18 protein-coding genes are annotated in these 16,432 nt (G+C 66.1%); 10 read left to right on the forward strand and 8 right to left on the reverse strand.

The genetic code is table 11. The annotated features are described in order from the left end of the window. Positions 1-235: 235 nt before the first annotated feature. From leuD to ffh, 8 genes are all read right to left on the reverse strand, one after another. Entirely contained in the window at positions 236-853 is a 618-nt protein-coding gene (gene leuD / locus HY058_04085; GenBank protein ID MBI3496464.1) for a 3-isopropylmalate dehydratase small subunit, read from the reverse strand. Positions 854-921: 68 nt separating this feature from the next. Further along, complete coding sequence (gene leuC / locus HY058_04090; protein ID MBI3496465.1) at positions 922-2,331, reverse strand: 3-isopropylmalate dehydratase large subunit; 1,410 nt, start codon at positions 2,329-2,331, stop codon at positions 922-924. 110 nt (positions 2,332-2,441) lie between these two features. Then, entirely contained in the window at positions 2,442-2,867 is a 426-nt protein-coding gene (gene rplS, locus HY058_04095) for a 50S ribosomal protein L19 (protein ID MBI3496466.1), read from the reverse strand. Between the two features lie 32 nt (positions 2,868-2,899). Further along, positions 2,900-3,610: a tRNA (guanosine(37)-N1)-methyltransferase TrmD gene (gene trmD, locus HY058_04100; protein ID MBI3496467.1), complete on the reverse strand. Its 711-nt coding sequence runs from the start codon at positions 3,608-3,610 to the stop codon at positions 2,900-2,902. Positions 3,611-3,614: 4 nt separating this feature from the next. After that, entirely contained in the window at positions 3,615-4,148 is a 534-nt protein-coding gene (gene rimM / locus HY058_04105) for a 16S rRNA processing protein RimM (GenBank protein ID MBI3496468.1), read from the reverse strand. A gap of 32 nt (positions 4,149-4,180) precedes the next feature. After that, a complete protein-coding gene (gene rpsP, locus HY058_04110; GenBank protein ID MBI3496469.1) occupies positions 4,181-4,552 on the reverse strand; it encodes a 30S ribosomal protein S16 in 372 nt (123 codons plus the stop codon). A gap of 29 nt (positions 4,553-4,581) precedes the next feature. After that, entirely contained in the window at positions 4,582-4,965 is a 384-nt protein-coding gene (locus tag HY058_04115) for a VOC family protein (GenBank protein MBI3496470.1), read from the reverse strand. Positions 4,966-4,973: 8 nt separating this feature from the next. Further along, positions 4,974-6,326: a signal recognition particle protein gene (gene ffh, locus HY058_04120; protein MBI3496471.1), complete on the reverse strand. Its 1,353-nt coding sequence runs from the start codon at positions 6,324-6,326 to the stop codon at positions 4,974-4,976. A 345-nt stretch (positions 6,327-6,671) separates the two neighbouring features. On the opposite strand from ffh, the gene HY058_04125 reads away from it, so the two are divergent. The 10 genes from HY058_04125 to HY058_04170 all read left to right on the forward strand — a co-directional run bounded on the left by HY058_04125 (position 6,672) and on the right by HY058_04170 (position 16,256). Continuing rightward, positions 6,672-7,022, forward strand: a complete 351-nt coding sequence (locus HY058_04125; protein MBI3496472.1) for a hypothetical protein — start codon at positions 6,672-6,674, stop codon at positions 7,020-7,022. A gap of 192 nt (positions 7,023-7,214) precedes the next feature. Beyond that, the gene (locus HY058_04130) at positions 7,215-7,577 is read left to right on the forward strand and encodes a hypothetical protein (protein MBI3496473.1); all 363 of its coding nucleotides are present in this window, start codon (positions 7,215-7,217) and stop codon (positions 7,575-7,577) included. A 51-nt stretch (positions 7,578-7,628) separates the two neighbouring features. Beyond that, positions 7,629-8,000: a hypothetical protein gene (locus tag HY058_04135; protein MBI3496474.1), complete on the forward strand. Its 372-nt coding sequence runs from the start codon at positions 7,629-7,631 to the stop codon at positions 7,998-8,000. Positions 8,001-8,078: 78 nt separating this feature from the next. Then, positions 8,079-8,924 carry a diaminopimelate epimerase gene (locus HY058_04140; protein MBI3496475.1) on the forward strand — a complete coding sequence of 282 codons (846 nt, stop codon included), beginning with the start codon at positions 8,079-8,081 and terminating at the stop codon, positions 8,922-8,924. Next, complete coding sequence (gene mtaB / locus HY058_04145) at positions 8,921-10,213, forward strand: tRNA (N(6)-L-threonylcarbamoyladenosine(37)-C(2))-methylthiotransferase MtaB (protein MBI3496476.1); 1,293 nt, start codon at positions 8,921-8,923, stop codon at positions 10,211-10,213. Before HY058_04140 ends, mtaB begins: the two co-directional genes overlap by 4 nt. Continuing rightward, on the forward strand, positions 10,189-11,142 hold the full coding sequence (gene ftsY / locus HY058_04150) for a signal recognition particle-docking protein FtsY (GenBank protein ID MBI3496477.1): 954 nt from the start codon (positions 10,189-10,191) through the stop codon (positions 11,140-11,142). Before mtaB ends, ftsY begins: the two co-directional genes overlap by 25 nt. Before the next feature lie 84 nt (positions 11,143-11,226). Next, a complete protein-coding gene (locus HY058_04155; protein MBI3496478.1) occupies positions 11,227-12,207 on the forward strand; it encodes a peptidase C45 in 981 nt (326 codons plus the stop codon). Between the two features lie 182 nt (positions 12,208-12,389). Then, positions 12,390-13,463: an ABC transporter substrate-binding protein gene (locus HY058_04160; protein MBI3496479.1), complete on the forward strand. Its 1,074-nt coding sequence runs from the start codon at positions 12,390-12,392 to the stop codon at positions 13,461-13,463. A gap of 3 nt (positions 13,464-13,466) precedes the next feature. Continuing rightward, the gene (locus HY058_04165; GenBank protein ID MBI3496480.1) at positions 13,467-15,161 is read left to right on the forward strand and encodes an iron ABC transporter permease; all 1,695 of its coding nucleotides are present in this window, start codon (positions 13,467-13,469) and stop codon (positions 15,159-15,161) included. A gap of 3 nt (positions 15,162-15,164) precedes the next feature. Next, entirely contained in the window at positions 15,165-16,256 is a 1,092-nt protein-coding gene (locus HY058_04170; protein ID MBI3496481.1) for an ABC transporter ATP-binding protein, read from the forward strand. Positions 16,257-16,432 lie beyond the last annotated feature (176 nt).

Consider the following 16,432-nt stretch of genomic DNA (forward strand, 5'->3'; position numbering starts at 1 on the left):
GCCGGTTGTTGGGTAGTGCGAACTCCGGTGACGTGGAATCCCCCTCACCCGTCGGGGACGTCCGCGCCGGATCCTTCCGGCGCGGGCGTTGGGGACGGGGGGATCCGTCCCCAACCGTCCCGACCGGGTAAGGCGTGGCTGGCGCCACGCCAACCCTTCGCAACCCTCTCCCCCACTGGGGGAGAGGGTAGGGTGAGGGGGAAACGCCGTTTCATTGGAGCATGGTTCTCGTTGATCAGCCGCGCGGCGCCAGCCAGGGCTGGCTTGCGCGCTGCTTTGCCTCGAAGTTGTCGATGGACGGCGCCTTCGCCATGGTGAGGCCGATGTCATCGAGGCCGTTCAACAGGCAGTGCTTGCGAAACGGATCCAGCTCGAAGCGGATCACCTCGCCGTTGGGCCGGGTGATCTCCTGCTTGGCGAGATCGATGGTGAGCCTGGCGTTGGCGCCCTTCTCGGCATCCGCCATCAGCTTGTCGACCTCCGCCTGGGGCAAGGCCAGCGGCAGGATGCCGTTCTTGAAGCAGTTGTTATAGAAGATGTCGGCGAAGCTGGAGGCGATGACGCAGCGGATGCCGAAATCAAGCAAGGCCCAAGGCGCATGCTCGCGGCTGGAGCCGCAGCCGAAATTGGCGCCGGCAACCAGGACCTCCGCCTTGCGATAGGCGGGCTTGTTCAGGACGAAGTCCGGGTTCTCATTGCCCTCGAGGTCGCGCCGGAGCTCGTCGAAGAGATACTTGCCGAGCCCGGTGCGCTCGATCGTCTTCAGGTATTGCTTGGGGATGATCCGGTCGGTGTCGACGTTGATCATCGGCAGGGGGGCGGCGATACCGGTGAGCTCGGTGAATTTCTGCATGGGATTGCTCCTCGCCTCAGCTCTTCGGCAATGGCGTGCGGGCGGACGACTGGCAAACGACGCTCATCCTAGGAGATGAGCTCGCGCACATCGGCGAGCCGGCCGGTGACGGCGGCGGCCACCGCCATGGCCGGGCTCATGAGGTGGGTGCGGCCGCCGCGGCCCTGGCGACCCTCGAAATTGCGGTTCGAGGTGGAGGCGCAGCGCTCGCCCGGCTCGAGCTTATCGGCGTTCATGGCAAGGCACATGGAGCAGCCCGGCTCGCGCCAATCGAATCCCGCCGCCAGGAAGATCCGATCGAGCCCCTCCGCTTCGGCCTGCAGCTTCACCAAGCCCGATCCCGGAACGATCATGGCATAGACCTCGGCGGCGACCTTGCGGCCTTCGGCGATTTTGGCCGCGGCGCGCAGATCCTCGATGCGCCCATTGGTGCAGGAGCCGATGAAGACCTTGTCGATCCTGACGTCCTTGAGGCGCATGCCGGCAGCCAAGCCCATATAGGCGAGCGAGCGCTCCATGGCGTCGCGCTTGGCCGGATCGGCGACGGCGGCGGGGTTGGGCACGCTGCCGGTGATCGGCAGCACGTCCTGCGGGCTGGTTCCCCAGGTCACCTGCGGGGCCACGTCCTTGGCTGCGAGCCTGACCTCCTTGGCGTAAGCCGCGCTGGGATCCGACGGCAACGTCTTCCAATAGGCGAGGGCGGTCTCCCAGGCGCCGGCCTTGGGCGTCATGGCGCGGCCCTCGAGATAGGCGAAGGTGGTCTCGTCCGGGGCGATCAGCCCGGCCCTGGCGCCGGCTTCGATCGACATGTTGCAGACCGTCATCCGGCCTTCCATCGAGAGCTTGCGGACGGCATCGCCCGCATACTCGATGACGTGTCCGGTGCCGCCGGCGGTGCCGACCATGCCGATGACGGCGAGGATCAGGTCCTTGGCGGTGACGCCGATGGGCAAATCGCCCTCGACGGTGACCCGCATGTTCTTCGCCGGTTGCTGCACCAGCGTCTGGGTCGCCAGCACATGCTCGACCTCGGAGGTGCCGATGCCGAAGGCAAGCGCGCCGAAGGCGCCGTGGGTGGCGGTGTGGCTGTCGCCGCAAACGATGGTGGTGCCGGGCAAGGTGAAGCCCTGCTCCGGGCCGATGATGTGCACGATGCCCTGGCGCACATCGTTCATCTCGAAGAGGGGAACGCCGAACTCGCGGCAATTGGCGGTCAGCGTCTCGACCTGGATGCGGCTCTCCTCGTCGTCGATGCCGTGGCTGCGGTCGCTGGTCGGCACGTTGTGATCGGCCACGGCCAGGGTCAGGTCCGCGCGCCGGACCTTGCGGCCGGCCAGGCGCAGGCCTTCGAATGCCTGCGGCGAGGTCACCTCATGCACGAGGTGGCGGTCGATGTAGAGAAGACAGGTGCCGTCGTCCTGCTGGTCGACGAGGTGACTGTCCCAGATCTTGTCGAAGAGCGTGCGCGGCTTCGCCATCGCCATCCTCTCGGCTCCGATCGCTCGAAGAGATTACCCGAAATCGAAACGCCTCAAAGCGAGGTGAGGGCGGGTTTCGATCGGCTGAAAACCGCGCCCCTTGAGCAGCTTCAGGACTGGGCTGGCGCGCTCTCGCCGGCAGCCTCGGCGCCGGCGTCCTCGGCCTCTCCGCCCTGGCGTGCCTGGCGCTCGGTGATGCGCGCCGACTTGCCGGTGCGGCCGCGGAGGTAATAGAGCTTCGCCCGCCGCACTTTGCCGCGACGAACCACCTCGATGCCGGCGATCATGGTGGAGTAGAGCGGAAAGACCCGCTCCACGCCCTCGCCGTAGGAGATCTTGCGCACGGTGAAGGAGGAGTTGAGGCCGGCATTCGAGCGTGCGATGCATACGCCCTCATAGGCCTGCACCCGCTCGCGCGTGCCCTCGATCACCTTGACGTTGACGCGGAGCGTGTCGCCCGGGGCGAAATCCGGCACCGCGCGCTTGGCTTTCAGCTTCTCGACCTGCTCGTGTTCGAGCGTCTGCAACAGATTCATGGCACGTTCACCTCGATCCCAAACTCACTCACTCACGTTCCGGGCTTCGCATCCCGGCTGGCGACATAGCGCGCCCATAGATCGGGGCGCCGTTCCGCCGTCATCCGCTCCGCCTGGCCCTGCCGCCAGGCTCGAATCTTGTCGTGGTGCCCGGAAAGCAGCACCTCGGGCACCTCGCGGCCGGCCCAATCGCGGGGCCTGGTATAGTGCGGGTACTCGAGCAGACCCGCTTGGAAACTCTCCTCTTCGAGCCCTTCGGCGGCGCCGATGACCCCCGGCAGCAGCCGCACCACGGCATCGATCAGGGCGATCGCCGCCGGCTCGCCGCCGGACAAGACGAAATCGCCGAGGCTTATCTCCTCCAGTCCGCGCGCCTCCAGGACGCGCTCGTCGATCCCCTCGTAGCGGCCGCACAGCAAGACCACCCCCGGCTCGCTGGCAAGCTCCCGTATGCGCTCTTGATCGAGCCGACGCCCCCTGGGCGAGAGGTAGGCCTGTGGGCCCCGCCGGCCCGCTGCCGCGGCCAGGGCCGCGTCCACCACATCGGGCCGCAACACCATTCCGGCGCCGCCCCCGAACGGGGTGTCGTCGACGGAGCGGTGTTTATCGCTTGCGAACTCACGGATGTCCAGCGTCTCAAGCCGCCATAACCCGGAAGCCAGCGCCTTGCCGGCGAGGCTATGGGCGAGCGGCCCCGGAAACATCTCCGGGAAGAGGGTGATGACGGTTACCTCCCAGGCCATGGGCTCAGCCCCCCGAGCCGCTGCGCTCGGCCGGCAACAGACCGGGCGGCGGCTCGACCACGATCCGCCGGAGGGCCAGGTCCACCGCCGGCACCACGGCGCGGGTGAACGGCAACAAGGTGCTGCCGCTTGCGTGCCTGACCTCGAGGAGGGCGCCGGCGCCGAAATCCTGCACGGCGCTCACCACCCCCAGCCGCTCGCCGCTGGCAAGCTCGACCGTGAGCCCGATGAGATCGGCGTGGTAGAACTCGTCCTCCCCCGCCACCGGTAGCTGGCCGCGTTCGAGGAAGAGCTTGACCCCGCGCAGGCGCTCGGCCGCATTGCGGTCGGTGACGCCGGGCGCCCGGGCGATCACCACCCCGCCCTTGGCCACCCGTTCCAGCCGGAGCTCGATCGGCTTGCCGTCGGGCTCGGCGATGACCGGGCCATAGGCGAGGAGGTCGGCAGGCTCCTGGGTGAAGCTGCGGACGCGCAAGAGCCCGCCGATGCCTTGCGCACCGACGATCTCGCCGACCAGGAGCCTTGCCGCTTCAGCCATGGGGTTGCCTCGAGGAGCCTCGCCCGCCCGGCTCAGCTGGCCGGCGTCTCGCCCGGAGCCGCCGCCGGCGCCGCGCCGGCCGCCGCTGCCTGACGCTCGAGGCTCTTCTTGCGCGGCTTCGACTTCTCCGGCGTCTCGCGGATCGCCGGCATCGGCCCGAGCTTCGCTTCGCCGAGGAACCGTGCCACCCGCTCGGTCGGCAATGCCCCGTGGGAGAGCCAATGCTTGATACGCTCCTCCTTCAAGGTCAGCCGCTGCGGGTGGTCCTTGGGCACCATCGGGTTGTAGGTGCCCACCTTCTCCAGGAAGCGCCCGTCGCGCGGGCTGGTCGAGGGAGCGACCACGATCGAATAGTGCGGCCGCTTCTTGGCGCCGCCGCGAGCCAGTCTGATCTTCAATGCCATTTGTTGATCTCGTCCTTTTCGCTTCAGGGTTAAACGGGTCGATGACAGACAGCCTCGATGCGATGGCCATCGGGGTCGATGACGAAGGCGGCGTAGTAGTTGGCATGGTAGTGCGGGCGAAGCCCGGGCGGCCCGTTGTCGCCGCCGCCGGCGCCCAGCGCGGCAGCATGGAAGGCATCGACGGATGCCCGGGAGGCGGCGCCGAAGGCGAGGTGGGTTCCGGGCGGCACCGGCATCGGCGCGTTCGTCGGCCCGACCGCGTTCAGCCAGAACATCGGCCGAGACGGCTCGCCAAAGCCGACCGCGGTATCGAATTCCATCACCCGGGCATAGCCCAAGGGCTTCAGCACGGCATCGTAGAAGGCCGCACTTCGCTGCAAATCGGCGACGCCGAAGGATATGTGCTGGAGCATCGCGGTCATCATCCGCGCCCGAACAGGCCCTTGAGCCCATGGCGCATCAGGCCTTTCTGCCCCAGCTTCGAGACCTGCTTCATCATCCGGCTCATGTCCTGGTACTGCTTCACCAGGCGGTTGACTTCGGGCACGCTGGTGCCCGATCCAGAGGCGATGCGGCGCTTGCGGCTGCCGTTCAACAGCCGCACATCGCGGCGTTCCGCCCGGGTCATCGAGGAGATGATCGCCTCCTGACGCTTGACCATGGTGTCGTCGATCTTGGCGCCGGCGAGCTGATCCTTGATCTTGGCGATGCCGGGCAGCATCCCCATGACACCGCCGAGTCCGCCCATCTTGCGCAGCTGGCGGAGCTGGCTTGCCATGTCGTCGAGATCGAAGCTGCCCTTCTGCACCTTGAGGGCGAGCTTCTCCGCTTCCTCGCGGTCGATCGTCTCGGCGGCCTTTTCCACCAGGCTGACGACATCGCCCATGCCGAGGATGCGCCCCGCGATGCGATCGGGATGGAATTCCTCGATCGCATCCAGCTTCTCGCCCACGCCGATGAACTTGATCGGCGCGCCGGTCGCCTGACGCATCGAGAGCGCCGCACCGCCGCGAGCATCGCCGTCGACCCGGGTCAGCACGATGCCCGTCACTCCGATGCGCTCCTGAAAGCTCCGGGCAAGGTTGACCGCGTCCTGGCCGGTCATGGCATCGGCGACGAGCAGCGTCTCCGTCGGCCTGACCGCGTCGCGCACCGCGGCGACCTCCTGCATCAAGGCGTCGTCCACATGCAGGCGCCCGGCGGTGTCCAAGAGCACCACGTCATAGCCCTCGAGCCGACCCATGGCGACGGCGCGCCGCGCGATCTCGACCGGCGATTCGCCCGCTACTACCGGCAGGGTGGCGATCTCGGCTTGGCGCCCGAGCTGGGCCAGCTGCTCCTGGGCCGCCGGCCGATAAACGTCGAGGGAGGCCATCAGCACCCGCTTCTTCTCGCGGGTCTGGAGGCGGCGGGCGAGCTTGGCCGTGGTGGTGGTCTTGCCCGAGCCTTGCAGCCCCATGATCAGGATCGGCACCGGGGGAACCGCCGCCAGCCGGAGCTCGCTGGCCTCGTGGCCCAAGAGCCGCACCAGATGATCGTGCACGATCTTGACCACCATCTGACCCGGCGTCACCGAGCGCAGCACGGCCTGGCCGACCGCCTCCTCGCGCACGCCGTCGACGAAGATCTTCACCACCGGCAAGGCCACGTCGGCCTCGAGGAGGGCCACCCTGACCTCGCGCAGCGCGGCGGTGACGTCGACCTCGCTCAAGGCGCCGCGGCGCTTCAAACGGTCGAATACTTGACCCAACCGGCCGGCTAAGCTGTCGAACACGGGAACGGTATCCTTTGCGGCGATCGGCCCCATCAAACGCGAACAGGGCCAAACACAAATGCGCCCGTGCGCGAATCTCGCGGACGGACGGAGCCCCGAACCCTTCGGAGCCGGCAAGACACTCCTGCCGAAAGCGGGGCGACCCTATGATCCTGCCCGAAGGCTGTCAAGGCCAGCGGCCGGGGAGGTCATTGTTGGCAAGGCCCGAACAGAAAACCTGGCAACAACAGCAACGGCATGGCCGGACGAAAACTATGGTATCTTGTGATGTGGGGAACTACATTTGTCAGCGGTCGTAGTCCGCCGGCGACAATGCTATAGAGGGCTGGGCGGAAGGAGCTTGGGATGCTCGATTCTTTGAAAAAGCTCTTTGGTAAGAGCGATCCGGCGGCCAAAGGCGTGCCCGGTCGGCGCGTGGCGCCCAAGGGAGAGAGCGCGGTCATCCTCGACGGTCGGCGCTATCAGCTACGCAATTGGAACACCGAAGGCTTTTTATTCGGCCCGTACACCGGCGACCTGGTGGCCGGGCGCCGGGTCAAGGTCGAGCTCATCGTCATGGACGGCGAGTTCAAGCTTCGCTGTTCGGCGGTGGCCACCATCAACCGAGTCGACGGATCGGGTGTCGACGCCAAGTTCTACTTCATCAGTCCAGAGCATAAGAAGCAAATCCAAGCTTACGTCTCTCACTACAGCTAGGACCACGTTTTCGGCCATCCGCAATACTTTGATATTGAGAAAAATTTTATTTGGGTTTTACTAAAGTCAAAACCTTGTATTTCTGTAATTTCCTTGACTTTCCTGCCTAATCTGGCAGCTTTCAAACAGTAATCGGGCGGGTGATTCGCCGGCGGAAACCGCCGGAATCCCTCATATTCGCGAGCATGGGTGGTGGCGATGCTGAAGGATCTGAAGAAGTTCTTCACCGAGTCGGTGTCGAGCGAGCCACGGCGCGTGGCGCCGCGGGTCGATGCCCGGGGTGAGGCCGTCGCGGTCATCGACAGCAAGCGCTACCGCTTGAAGAACTGGAGCACGGCCGGCGTGCTGGTCGGCCCCTATGGCGGCGGCCTCGTTGCCAAGCAGCGCAGCCGGCTCACCATGATCGTCAAGGATGGCAACTTCAATATTGAGTTCGACGCCGACGTGATCGTTACGCGCGTCGATGACAATGGGCTCGCCTGCAAGTTCTTCTATCTGAATCCTGCCTACAAGAAGCAGATCGAAGACTATCTGAAGTATTACGGCCACGGCTAACCGCCGCCGGTAAGGCCCCGTTAACCATACGCGGGTAACCTGCCCGTCGGCATGGTTGGCGTTCTCGATCAGGTAAAGCGGTTCTTCGCTCCGGAGGTTGGCGGCGCCAATCGGCGTCAGGCGCCGCGCGTCGATACGCCGCCGGAATGCGCGGTGTTCTTCGACGGCAAGCGCTTTCCCTTGAAGAACTGGAGCACGCTCGGCTTTCTCGCCGGTCCCTATGACGGCGACCTCATTGCCAAGCAGCGCTGCAAGCTCAAGATCCATGTGCGCCAGGAGACCTTCGACATCGCCTTCGACGCCGAGGCGATCATCGTGCGCACGGATGCGAGCGGCATCGCCGGCCGTTTCATCTTCCTGCCCCCGGACAAGAAGCGGCAAATCGAAGGCTATTTCGCCCACTTCGCGGCGTCCCCGCGCTGAGCAGCGACCCGGACGCGGCCGGCCCTTTCTTTCCATGCAGATAGACAGCTTGCCGGGCCGGGCCATATAAGGCGCAGCATGGATGGGCTGCCTTTCATCAAGATGCACGGCCTCGGCAACGACTTCGTCGTCGTCGATGCGCGTCAGCGCGCCTTCGCGCTCGATCCCGGGGCGGCACGCCGGATCGCCGACCGCCATACCGGCGTCGGCTGCGACCAGCTCATCGTGATCGAGCCGGCGCGCGCCAATCTCGCCGACGCCTTCATGCGCATCGTCAATGCCGATGGCGGCGAGGTCGAGGCCTGCGGCAACGCGACGCGCTGCGTGGCCGACCTCATCATGCGCGAGAAGTCGGTCGGTCACGTCGTCATCGAGACCGGGGTCGGCCTCCTGGACGCGGAAGCGGCCGCCGATGGGCTGGTCAGCGTCGATATGGGGCCGGCCCGGTTCGATTGGCGCGACATCCCCTTGGCGACGGCCGCCGACCCTTTGCATCTCGAGGTGACGGTAGGGCCGCTCAAGGACGGGGTCGCGGTCAACATCGGCAACCCGCACGCGGTCTTCTTCGTCGCCGATGCGCAAGCGATTGATCTCGCCGCCTTCGGGCCGGTCATCGAGCGCCACACGCTGTTTCCCGAGCGCACCAATGTCGAAGTGGTGCAGGCGCTGGGCGCGGACCGGCTGCGCATGCGCGTTTGGGAGCGCGGCGTCGGCATCACGCGCGCCTGCGGCACCGGGGCTTGCGCCGCGGTCGTCGCCGCCAGCCGGCGCGGGATGGTGCCGCGGCGCGCCGAGGTGGTGCTCGACGGCGGCGTGCTCGCGATAAGCTGGGAGCGCGACAATCACGTGATCATGACCGGCCCGGTCGCCGTCAGCTTCACCGGCACGCTGGCGCCCGACATGGTCGGGCGAGCCGCGCCATGACCCTCGATGTTCTCACTTTCGGCTGCCGGCTCAATGCCTATGAGTCGGAGGTCATGCGCGGCTTGGCGAAGGAAGCCGGGCTCGCCAACGCCGTCATCGTCAACACCTGCGCGGTCACCCAGGAGGCCGAACGGCAGGCGTGCCAGGCGATCCGCCGCGCACGTCGCCTGCGCCCGGATGCCCGCATCATCGTCACCGGATGCGCCGCGCAGATCGCGCCGGAGCGCTACGCGGCGATGCCCGAGGTCGACCGGGTCCTGGGCAACGCCGAGAAGCTGACCCTCGCCGGCCTCGCCGACACGGCACCTCTGCTAGTCAACGACATCGCCAGCGCCCGCGAGACGGTAGTGCATCTCATCGACGGGCTCGACGGCCGCACTCGGGCGATCGTGCAGGTGCAGCAGGGCTGCGATCACCGCTGCACTTTCTGCGTGATCCCGCAGGGACGCGGGCCCAGCCGCTCGGTGGCGCTGGGACCGATCGTCCAGCAGCTCCGGCATCTGACCGAGCGAGGCTGCCGGGAGGTGGTGCTGAGCGGTGTCGACGTCACCGCCTATGGCGCCGATCTGCCGGGACGGCCGAGCCTGGGCCAGATGATCCGCCGCGTGCTGGCGCAGGTGCCCGACCTGCCCCGCCTCCGCTTGTCCTCGCTCGATCCGGTCGAGGTCGACGACGACCTCTTCCGGCTCATCGCCGAGGAGCCGCGGCTGATGCCGCATCTGCATCTGAGCTTGCAAGCCGGCAACGATCTCGTCTTGAAGCGCATGAAGCGCCGGCACACGCGCGCCGAGGCGATCCAGTTCTGCCGGCGGGTGCGCGCGGTGAGGCCGGAGACGGCGTTCGGCGCGGATCTGATCGCCGGGTTTCCGACCGAGGACGAGGGAATGTTCGCCGACACCGTGGCGCTGGTCGAGGCGTGCGATCTCGCCTACCTCCATGTCTTTCCCTATTCGCCCCGACCGGGCACACCGGCTTCGCGCATGCCGCAGACCCCTCAGGCGATCGCGCGCGAGCGCGCCTCCCGTCTGCGCGCGGCCGGTCGGGCGGCGCTGGGCCGCCATCTCGACCGTCGCGTTGGAAGCCTTGCCCAGGTGCTGGTCGAGCGCGATGGTTTCGGCCGGGCCGAGGATTTCACCCCGGTCATGCTGAAGGATGTCCGGCCGGGCGAGATCGCCACCGCTCGGCTCGCGCATCGCAGCGATGAGGCGCTCCAGGGCGAGCGCATACCGGCTGCCAACGACGCTCCTTCAGTCGAAGCGATCGGATCGGAGGCGGGAATCGCGTCGTGACCGGGTGGTTGGCGCGGCTCAAGACCGGTCTCGGCAAGACCGCTGCCCGGCTCGGCGGCGGCATTGCCGATCTCGTCACCAAGCGCCGCCTCGACCAGGCGATGCTGGACGAGCTCGAGGAGCTGCTGATCCAGGCCGATCTCGGCGTCGAGGCCGCCGGCCGGCTGATCGAGGATCTGAAGCAGAACCGGTTCGACAAGGAAGTGACGCCCGACGAGGTGCGTCGGCTCTTTGCCGAGGACATCGCCCGGCTGCTGGCTCCGGTCCAGCGTCCGCTCACCGTCGATCCCCGGCACCGCCCGCATGTGGTGCTGATCGTCGGCGTCAACGGCAGCGGCAAGACGACGACCTTGGGCAAGCTCGCCGCGCTGATGGCGGGCGAGGGGCGGCGCGTCATGGTGGCGGCCTGCGATACCTTCCGCGCCGCCGCCATCGAGCAGCTCGCCATCTGGTGCAGCCGTGCCGGCGTGCCGGTGGTCACCGGCGCGCCAGGGGCCGATGCGGCCGGCGTCGCCTTCGAGGCGCTCGAGCGGGCGCAGCGAGAGGGCATCGATGTGCTGCTGATCGACACCGCCGGCCGGCTGCACAACAAGGCGGGATTGATGGCCGAGCTGGACAAGCTCATCCGGGTTCTGAAGAAGCGCGATCCTTCCGCTCCGCACGACACGCTGCTGGTCCTCGATGCCACCATCGGCCAGAACGCGCATCAGCAGGTGGAGGTCTTCCGTGCGGTCGCCCAGGTGAGCGGGCTTGCGGTGACCAAGCTCGACGGCACCGCCAAGGGCGGCGTGCTGGTGGCCTTGGCCCAGCGCTTCGGCTTGCCGGTACACTGGATCGGCATCGGCGAGGGGCTTGAGGATCTTCGTCCGTTCGAGGCGGGGCCGTTCGCCCGCGGGCTCATGGGCTTGGAGGCGGAGAGCCACACCTAGCGCCGGCCCCGGATCCGCTCGCGGGGGGCGATGGCGCAAGCCTGCACCATACCGATCGCCGGCACGCGCGCGTAGGATAGCGCCATGCTGAAGCGCTTCGTCTTCGCCAGCGAGGATCGGCCGGACAGGGCCTGGCTGGCGCGCTTCGCCGCCGGCCGAAATGAAGCCGAGCGCTGGTATCTGGGGGGAGGCCTGGCGGCCCCGCCGACCGCCGCCGAATGCCGAGCCGCGCTCCGCCGCCACATGCCGGAGCTGATGCCGCATTATGATCGGGTCTGCGATCTGGTCGGCGACGACGATCTGGCCCACCGCATACTGAGCCATTACCGGCCGCCGCCGGTCATCGGCGGCTGCAGCCAGGCGGTCTGGCTCGGGGACGACGGCCCGGCGCTGGTGCGCAACTATGACTTCCCGCTCGATATCGTCTCCGATGGCTTCGAGGCGACCGCATGGTCCGGGCGCACAGTGGTCGCCAAGGCGCAGAGGCCCTGGGGCGGTTGTATCGACGGCATGAACGAGGACGGTCTGGTCGCAAGCCTGACGTTCGGCGGGAGTCGGGCTCAAGGCCGCGGGTTCTCGATCATCCTGATATTGCGCTATGTGCTCGAGACCTGTCGCCGGGTGGACGAGGCGATCACGGCGCTCAGCCGGATTCCGATCGGGCTGTCGCAGAACGTGACCTTGCTCGACCGGTCGGGCGCCTACGCGACCCTGTTCCTCGGACCCGACCGCGCGCCGGCGGTCACGGCCGAGCCGCTCTGCACCAACCATCAAGAGCAGGTGGTCTGGCCCGAGCATGCTGCGATGTGCCGGACGATCGAGCGCCGCGACGCACTTCAGCACCGGCTCGCCGAGCCCGGCATGACACTGGTTCGGCTGGTCGAATGCTTCCTTGAGCCGCCGCTCTACTCCCGCCGGGCCGCGTCCCCGACCGTCTATACCGCGGTCTACCGGCCAACCGAGGGGCGGGTCGACTATCTCTGGCCCGGAAAAACCTTTTGCCAGCGTATCGACCGGTTCGAACCCGGTGAATACACGCACGACTATGGCGCGCTCATTCCATAACCACGAGGGCGGACGACCGCTTATGATTGGCGCTTAGGCGGACCCTGGCTATCGAACGAAACAGACATCCCAAACTTGCGTCACCATCGTATGTCATACGCTTGACACTGCCTCGCCGTCGGCGCGATGGTCATCGCCAAGTCATAAATATAACTGAGCGCTCGGCGCCACGGGAGGGAATGATGAGTTTGGCTGCGACGGAAGCCTCCGAACGCGGGCCGCATGACCGATCCAATGCCGCGAGGATCAGCAGGCGCAGTTTCCTGGGAGCCACTCTGGCTGCCCCTTTTCTGGCGAGGGCTGCCCGCGCCGCCACAAGCTTGAATGCCTATTCGATCTGGCCGGAGAACTATGCCCGCCCGATGATGGACGCGTTTGAGAAAGCGTCCGGCATCCATGTCAACTTCATCAGGTTCTCGTCGGGCGAGGCGCTCGCACGCGTGATCGCGGAGAAAAGCAACCCACAGATCGACGTCCTGTTCGGCGGTCCGGTCGAAACCTTTACGGCTGGCCAGGGCAAGGACGTGTTCGAACCCTATAAGCCCGCTTCCTGGTCGGAGCTACCGGCGCGCTTCAAGGATGCCGGCGGCATGTGGACCGCGATGGCTGACGACCCGCTAGTTTTCATGGCCAACACGGAGTTCCTTAAGCAGCACAATTTAAATCCGCCGTCCTCCTGGGATGATCTGCTCAATCCGGCCTATAAGGGCATGATCCAGATGGCCGACGCGCGCACCTCAGGGACCGCGGTGACGCGCATCTTCTCGATCCTGCAGATCCATAACCGCAACGAGGAGCAGGCTTTCGCATACATGAAGAAGCTCCGGCAGAACGTGCAGCTCTACACCAAGAGCGGTGGCGGTGGCACGCTACCTGTCGGCCTCGGCCAGGCAGGAGCCGGTATCTTCTTCATCGTCGATGCGCTCTACACGCGTCAGCAGGGCTACAACGTGCAGATCAGCTTTCCGAAAGAGGGCATCGGCTCGGCGGCGGAGTGCATCGCGCTCATCAAAGGTGCCAAGAATCCCGACGCCGGCAAGAAGCTCATCGATTGGGCGACGAGCCCGGCGATGCAGTCCCTGCTTGCCCCCAGCAAGATCAATTTCATTCCCGCCCATCCGAAGGTCGAGACGGACCCGAGCCTCGTCAGCGTGCTCAAGGGCGTCAAGATCATCGAGATCGATGACAGCTGGGCCGGGGCAAACCGCCAGCGCATCGTCGAACGCTGGATTGCCGAAGTCCTCAACGCCAGCTGAACGATGATCGCCGCATCGACCGCGCGGCGACGATGGCGCGTCGCGGATGATCCTTTGCGTGCGATCGTTATCGCCGGGCTCTGGCTGCTGCTCGGCGTTTTTGTTGTCTATCCGCTCGCGTGCCTGGTCGTTAGGGCCTTTAGCGACGACGGCGCCTTCACTCTCGCGCCGTTCGTCTCGACGTTGCGGAACGCAAACCATCTGCGCGCCTTGCGCAATAGCCTCCTGCTGGCGTTCTTGGTCGCGGTCGTCGGCACGGTTGCGGGATTCCTCTTCGCCTTTACCGCGGAGCGGGCGAGGATCTCGCGCAGCGCGAAGCGTCTCCTCGATGCGGTCGCGCTGCTACCGTTGATCTCGCCGCCTTTCACCTCCTCGATCGCTTTCGTATTCTCCTTCGGCCCGCGCGGATTGATCACGCATGATCTGCTCGGCCTGCAGAACACCCAGGTCTATGGGTGGACGAGCACGCTGGCAGCCGAGGCGCTCACCTATTTCCCGCTGGCTTACCTTGCTTTGCGTCCGCTGATCGCGTCGATCGGCGGCGACCTCGAGGAGGCAGCCTACAGCCTTGGCGGCTCTCGCTGGCGCGTCTTCCGTACGGTGACGCTGCCATTGACCGTGCCCGGCCTCGGCAACGCCTTCCTGCTGCTGTTCGCAGCCTCGCTTGCCGATTTCGCCACGCCGCTAATCCTCTCCGGCAACGATTTGCCGGTTCTGCCGACGGAAGCCTATCTGCAGATCACCGGCATGTTCGACCTCAAGAGCGGTGCGGTACTCTCGCTTCTGCTGCTGGCGCCGGCGGCGCTTGTCTTTCTGGCGCAGCGCCACTTCGTCGCGCGCCGCAGCTATGTGACGGTCACGGGAAAGGTCGGCGGCCAGGGCCGGCCGGATAGCGTCGCGCCTTGGACGCGGGTGTTCCTGATCTGCATCTGCGTCGCCGTCATGGCCTTCATCGTCTACCTCTACGCGCTCCTCGTCTATGCCTCGGCTGTCGTCGCGTTCGGTGCCAACGGGACGCTGACGCTCAACCACTACCGCGTCATCTTCACGGAGGGGCTGCCGGCGATCAGGGATACGCTGATCATCGCCCTCATCGGCATGCCGCTCGGCGGCCTCTACGGCGTGGTCGTCGGCTATCTCGTGAGCCGCACGCGCTTCGCCGGCCGACAGGCGATGGAGATCGTCAGCATGATCAACTATGCGCTTCCCGGCACCATCGTCGGCATCGCCTATCTGATCGCCTTCAACGACAAACCCTTCGTCCTGACGGGCACGGCCGCGATCATAATCGTCTGCTACGTCTTTCGCTACAGCCCGACCGGAATCCGCACCACAGTCGCGCTGCTGCAGCAGATCGACCGCAGCATCGAGGAAGCCTCCTTCAGCCTGGGAGCGGGAAGTTTTGCGACATTCCGGCGCATCATGCTGCCACTCATCTTGCCGGCTTTCTTCGCCGGCCTCGGCGTCGTCTTCATCCGCGCCATGACGGCGATCAGCGCCACGATCTTCCTCGTCTCGATCAACTGGACGCTGATCACCGTACGGATCCTCGAGAACATGACCGAACTGTCGCTCGGCCCGGCAGCCGCCTTTTCGGTCTTCGTCATTGTCGTCGTTCTAGTCGTGACCAGCGCCCTCAATCTCGCGCTACGGCAGATGACGACGCCGGAGATGCGTCCATCGACGGTGGGCGGCTGATCGATGGCGGGCGCATCTTCCGTTGGAATCCGATTGCTCCGCGTGTCGGCGGTGTTTCGCCACCCGGAGCGCGGGGATATTCCTGCTGTGCGCGATGTCGATCTCGAGGTGCGACCGGGTGAGCTCCTGACGCTTCTCGGCCCTTCGGGCTGCGGCAAGACGACAACGCTACGCATGATTGCGGGTTTTCAGGAGCCCACCTCCGGTCAAATCTTCATCGGCGAGCGCGAGGTAACGCATGTGCCGGTGAACAAGCGCGACATCGGCTTCGTGTTTCAGAGCTACGCGCTATTTCCGCATCTGAGCGTATTCGAGAATGTCGCCTACGGGCTGCGCGTGCGCGGCATGTCCGGGAGCGAGGTGCGCGCCGCGGTCACCGACGTGCTCGCTCTCGTGGGATTGGAGGGCTTCGACCGGCGGCAACCCAGCGAATTGTCTGGTGGCCAGCAGCAGCGCGTTGCTCTCGCTCGCGCAATCATCATCAGGCCGCGGGTGCTGCTCTTCGACGAGCCTCTCTCAAATCTTGATGCTAAGCTCCGCGTCGAGATGCGGACCGAGATCCAGAGGCTTCAAGGGACGCTCGGCATCACAACCCTCTACGTCACGCACGATCAGGAGGAGGCCATGGCCATCTCCGACCGCATCGCGGTGATGCAGGATGGCAGCATCGCCCAGCTCGGGACCGCCGAAGAGCTCTATCGGCGGCCCGCCTCCACCTTCGTAGCGGGATTCCTCGGCCGCGCAAATATCCTCTACGGTGTCGTGCGCGAGGTCGTCGGCAACCGCATGACCCTCGACGTGGGCGGGACGATGATGCGATTTAAGAGCCCGTTTTCCTATACGCCGGGTACCAAATTGGGTGTCGTGATCCGTCCCGAGGCAATCTCGCTCGGCCCTTCGGACGAGAGCGTGAGTGCGGAGGTCGTGAGCCGCGTCTACCTTGGTGACAAGGTCGAATACGTCGTGCGCTTGGCGGGGCAGATGTTGCAAGTCGTACGCTCCGACCCGCCTGAAGCGGAGATTTTCGCGCCAGGTCAGGACGTCAGCCTCAGTCTGCCGAGCGAAGGTGTGCAGCTTCTCAGCGACAACTCTTGATCGTCGCCGCTCTAAGGCAAAGTTGGTCTCCTCCCGGTTTCTTGGACTGACCTGAGGGAATGTCATCCGGCCACGGCGGCAAGCGCTATGTTTCGATGCGGCATGACGGACGATCCTTCGCAGCCGCGGCGGTTTCAACGATACTGCCATAGATAACGATACCGGCTCGGGAGCGA

The sequence above is a fragment of the Pseudomonadota bacterium genome (assembly GCA_016195085.1).
Classification (GTDB): Bacteria; Pseudomonadota; Alphaproteobacteria; order SHVZ01; family SHVZ01; genus JACQAG01.

What these genes read in the sequence shown, in the direction of transcription:
- leuD (MBI3496464.1), bottom strand. Translation starts at nt 853, where the DNA reads ATGCAGAAATTCACCGAGCTCACCGGTATCGCCGCCCCCCTGCCGATG.
- leuC (MBI3496465.1), bottom strand. Translation starts at nt 2,331, where the DNA reads ATGGCGAAGCCGCGCACGCTCTTCGACAAGATCTGGGACAGTCACCTC.
- rplS (MBI3496466.1), bottom strand. Translation starts at nt 2,867, where the DNA reads ATGAATCTGTTGCAGACGCTCGAACACGAGCAGGTCGAGAAGCTGAAA.
- trmD (MBI3496467.1), bottom strand. Translation starts at nt 3,610, where the DNA reads ATGGCCTGGGAGGTAACCGTCATCACCCTCTTCCCGGAGATGTTTCCG.
- rimM (MBI3496468.1), bottom strand. Translation starts at nt 4,148, where the DNA reads ATGGCTGAAGCGGCAAGGCTCCTGGTCGGCGAGATCGTCGGTGCGCAA.
- rpsP (MBI3496469.1), bottom strand. Translation starts at nt 4,552, where the DNA reads ATGGCATTGAAGATCAGACTGGCTCGCGGCGGCGCCAAGAAGCGGCCG.
- HY058_04115 (MBI3496470.1), bottom strand. Translation starts at nt 4,965, where the DNA reads ATGCTCCAGCACATATCCTTCGGCGTCGCCGATTTGCAGCGAAGTGCG.
- HY058_04125 (MBI3496472.1), top strand. Translation starts at nt 6,672, where the DNA reads ATGCTCGATTCTTTGAAAAAGCTCTTTGGTAAGAGCGATCCGGCGGCC.
- HY058_04135 (MBI3496474.1), top strand. Translation starts at nt 7,629, where the DNA reads ATGGTTGGCGTTCTCGATCAGGTAAAGCGGTTCTTCGCTCCGGAGGTT.
- HY058_04140 (MBI3496475.1), top strand. Translation starts at nt 8,079, where the DNA reads ATGGATGGGCTGCCTTTCATCAAGATGCACGGCCTCGGCAACGACTTC.
- mtaB (MBI3496476.1), top strand. Translation starts at nt 8,921, where the DNA reads ATGACCCTCGATGTTCTCACTTTCGGCTGCCGGCTCAATGCCTATGAG.
- HY058_04155 (MBI3496478.1), top strand. Translation starts at nt 11,227, where the DNA reads ATGCTGAAGCGCTTCGTCTTCGCCAGCGAGGATCGGCCGGACAGGGCC.
- HY058_04160 (MBI3496479.1), top strand. Translation starts at nt 12,390, where the DNA reads ATGAGTTTGGCTGCGACGGAAGCCTCCGAACGCGGGCCGCATGACCGA.
- HY058_04165 (MBI3496480.1), top strand. Translation starts at nt 13,467, where the DNA reads ATGATCGCCGCATCGACCGCGCGGCGACGATGGCGCGTCGCGGATGAT.
- HY058_04170 (MBI3496481.1), top strand. Translation starts at nt 15,165, where the DNA reads ATGGCGGGCGCATCTTCCGTTGGAATCCGATTGCTCCGCGTGTCGGCG.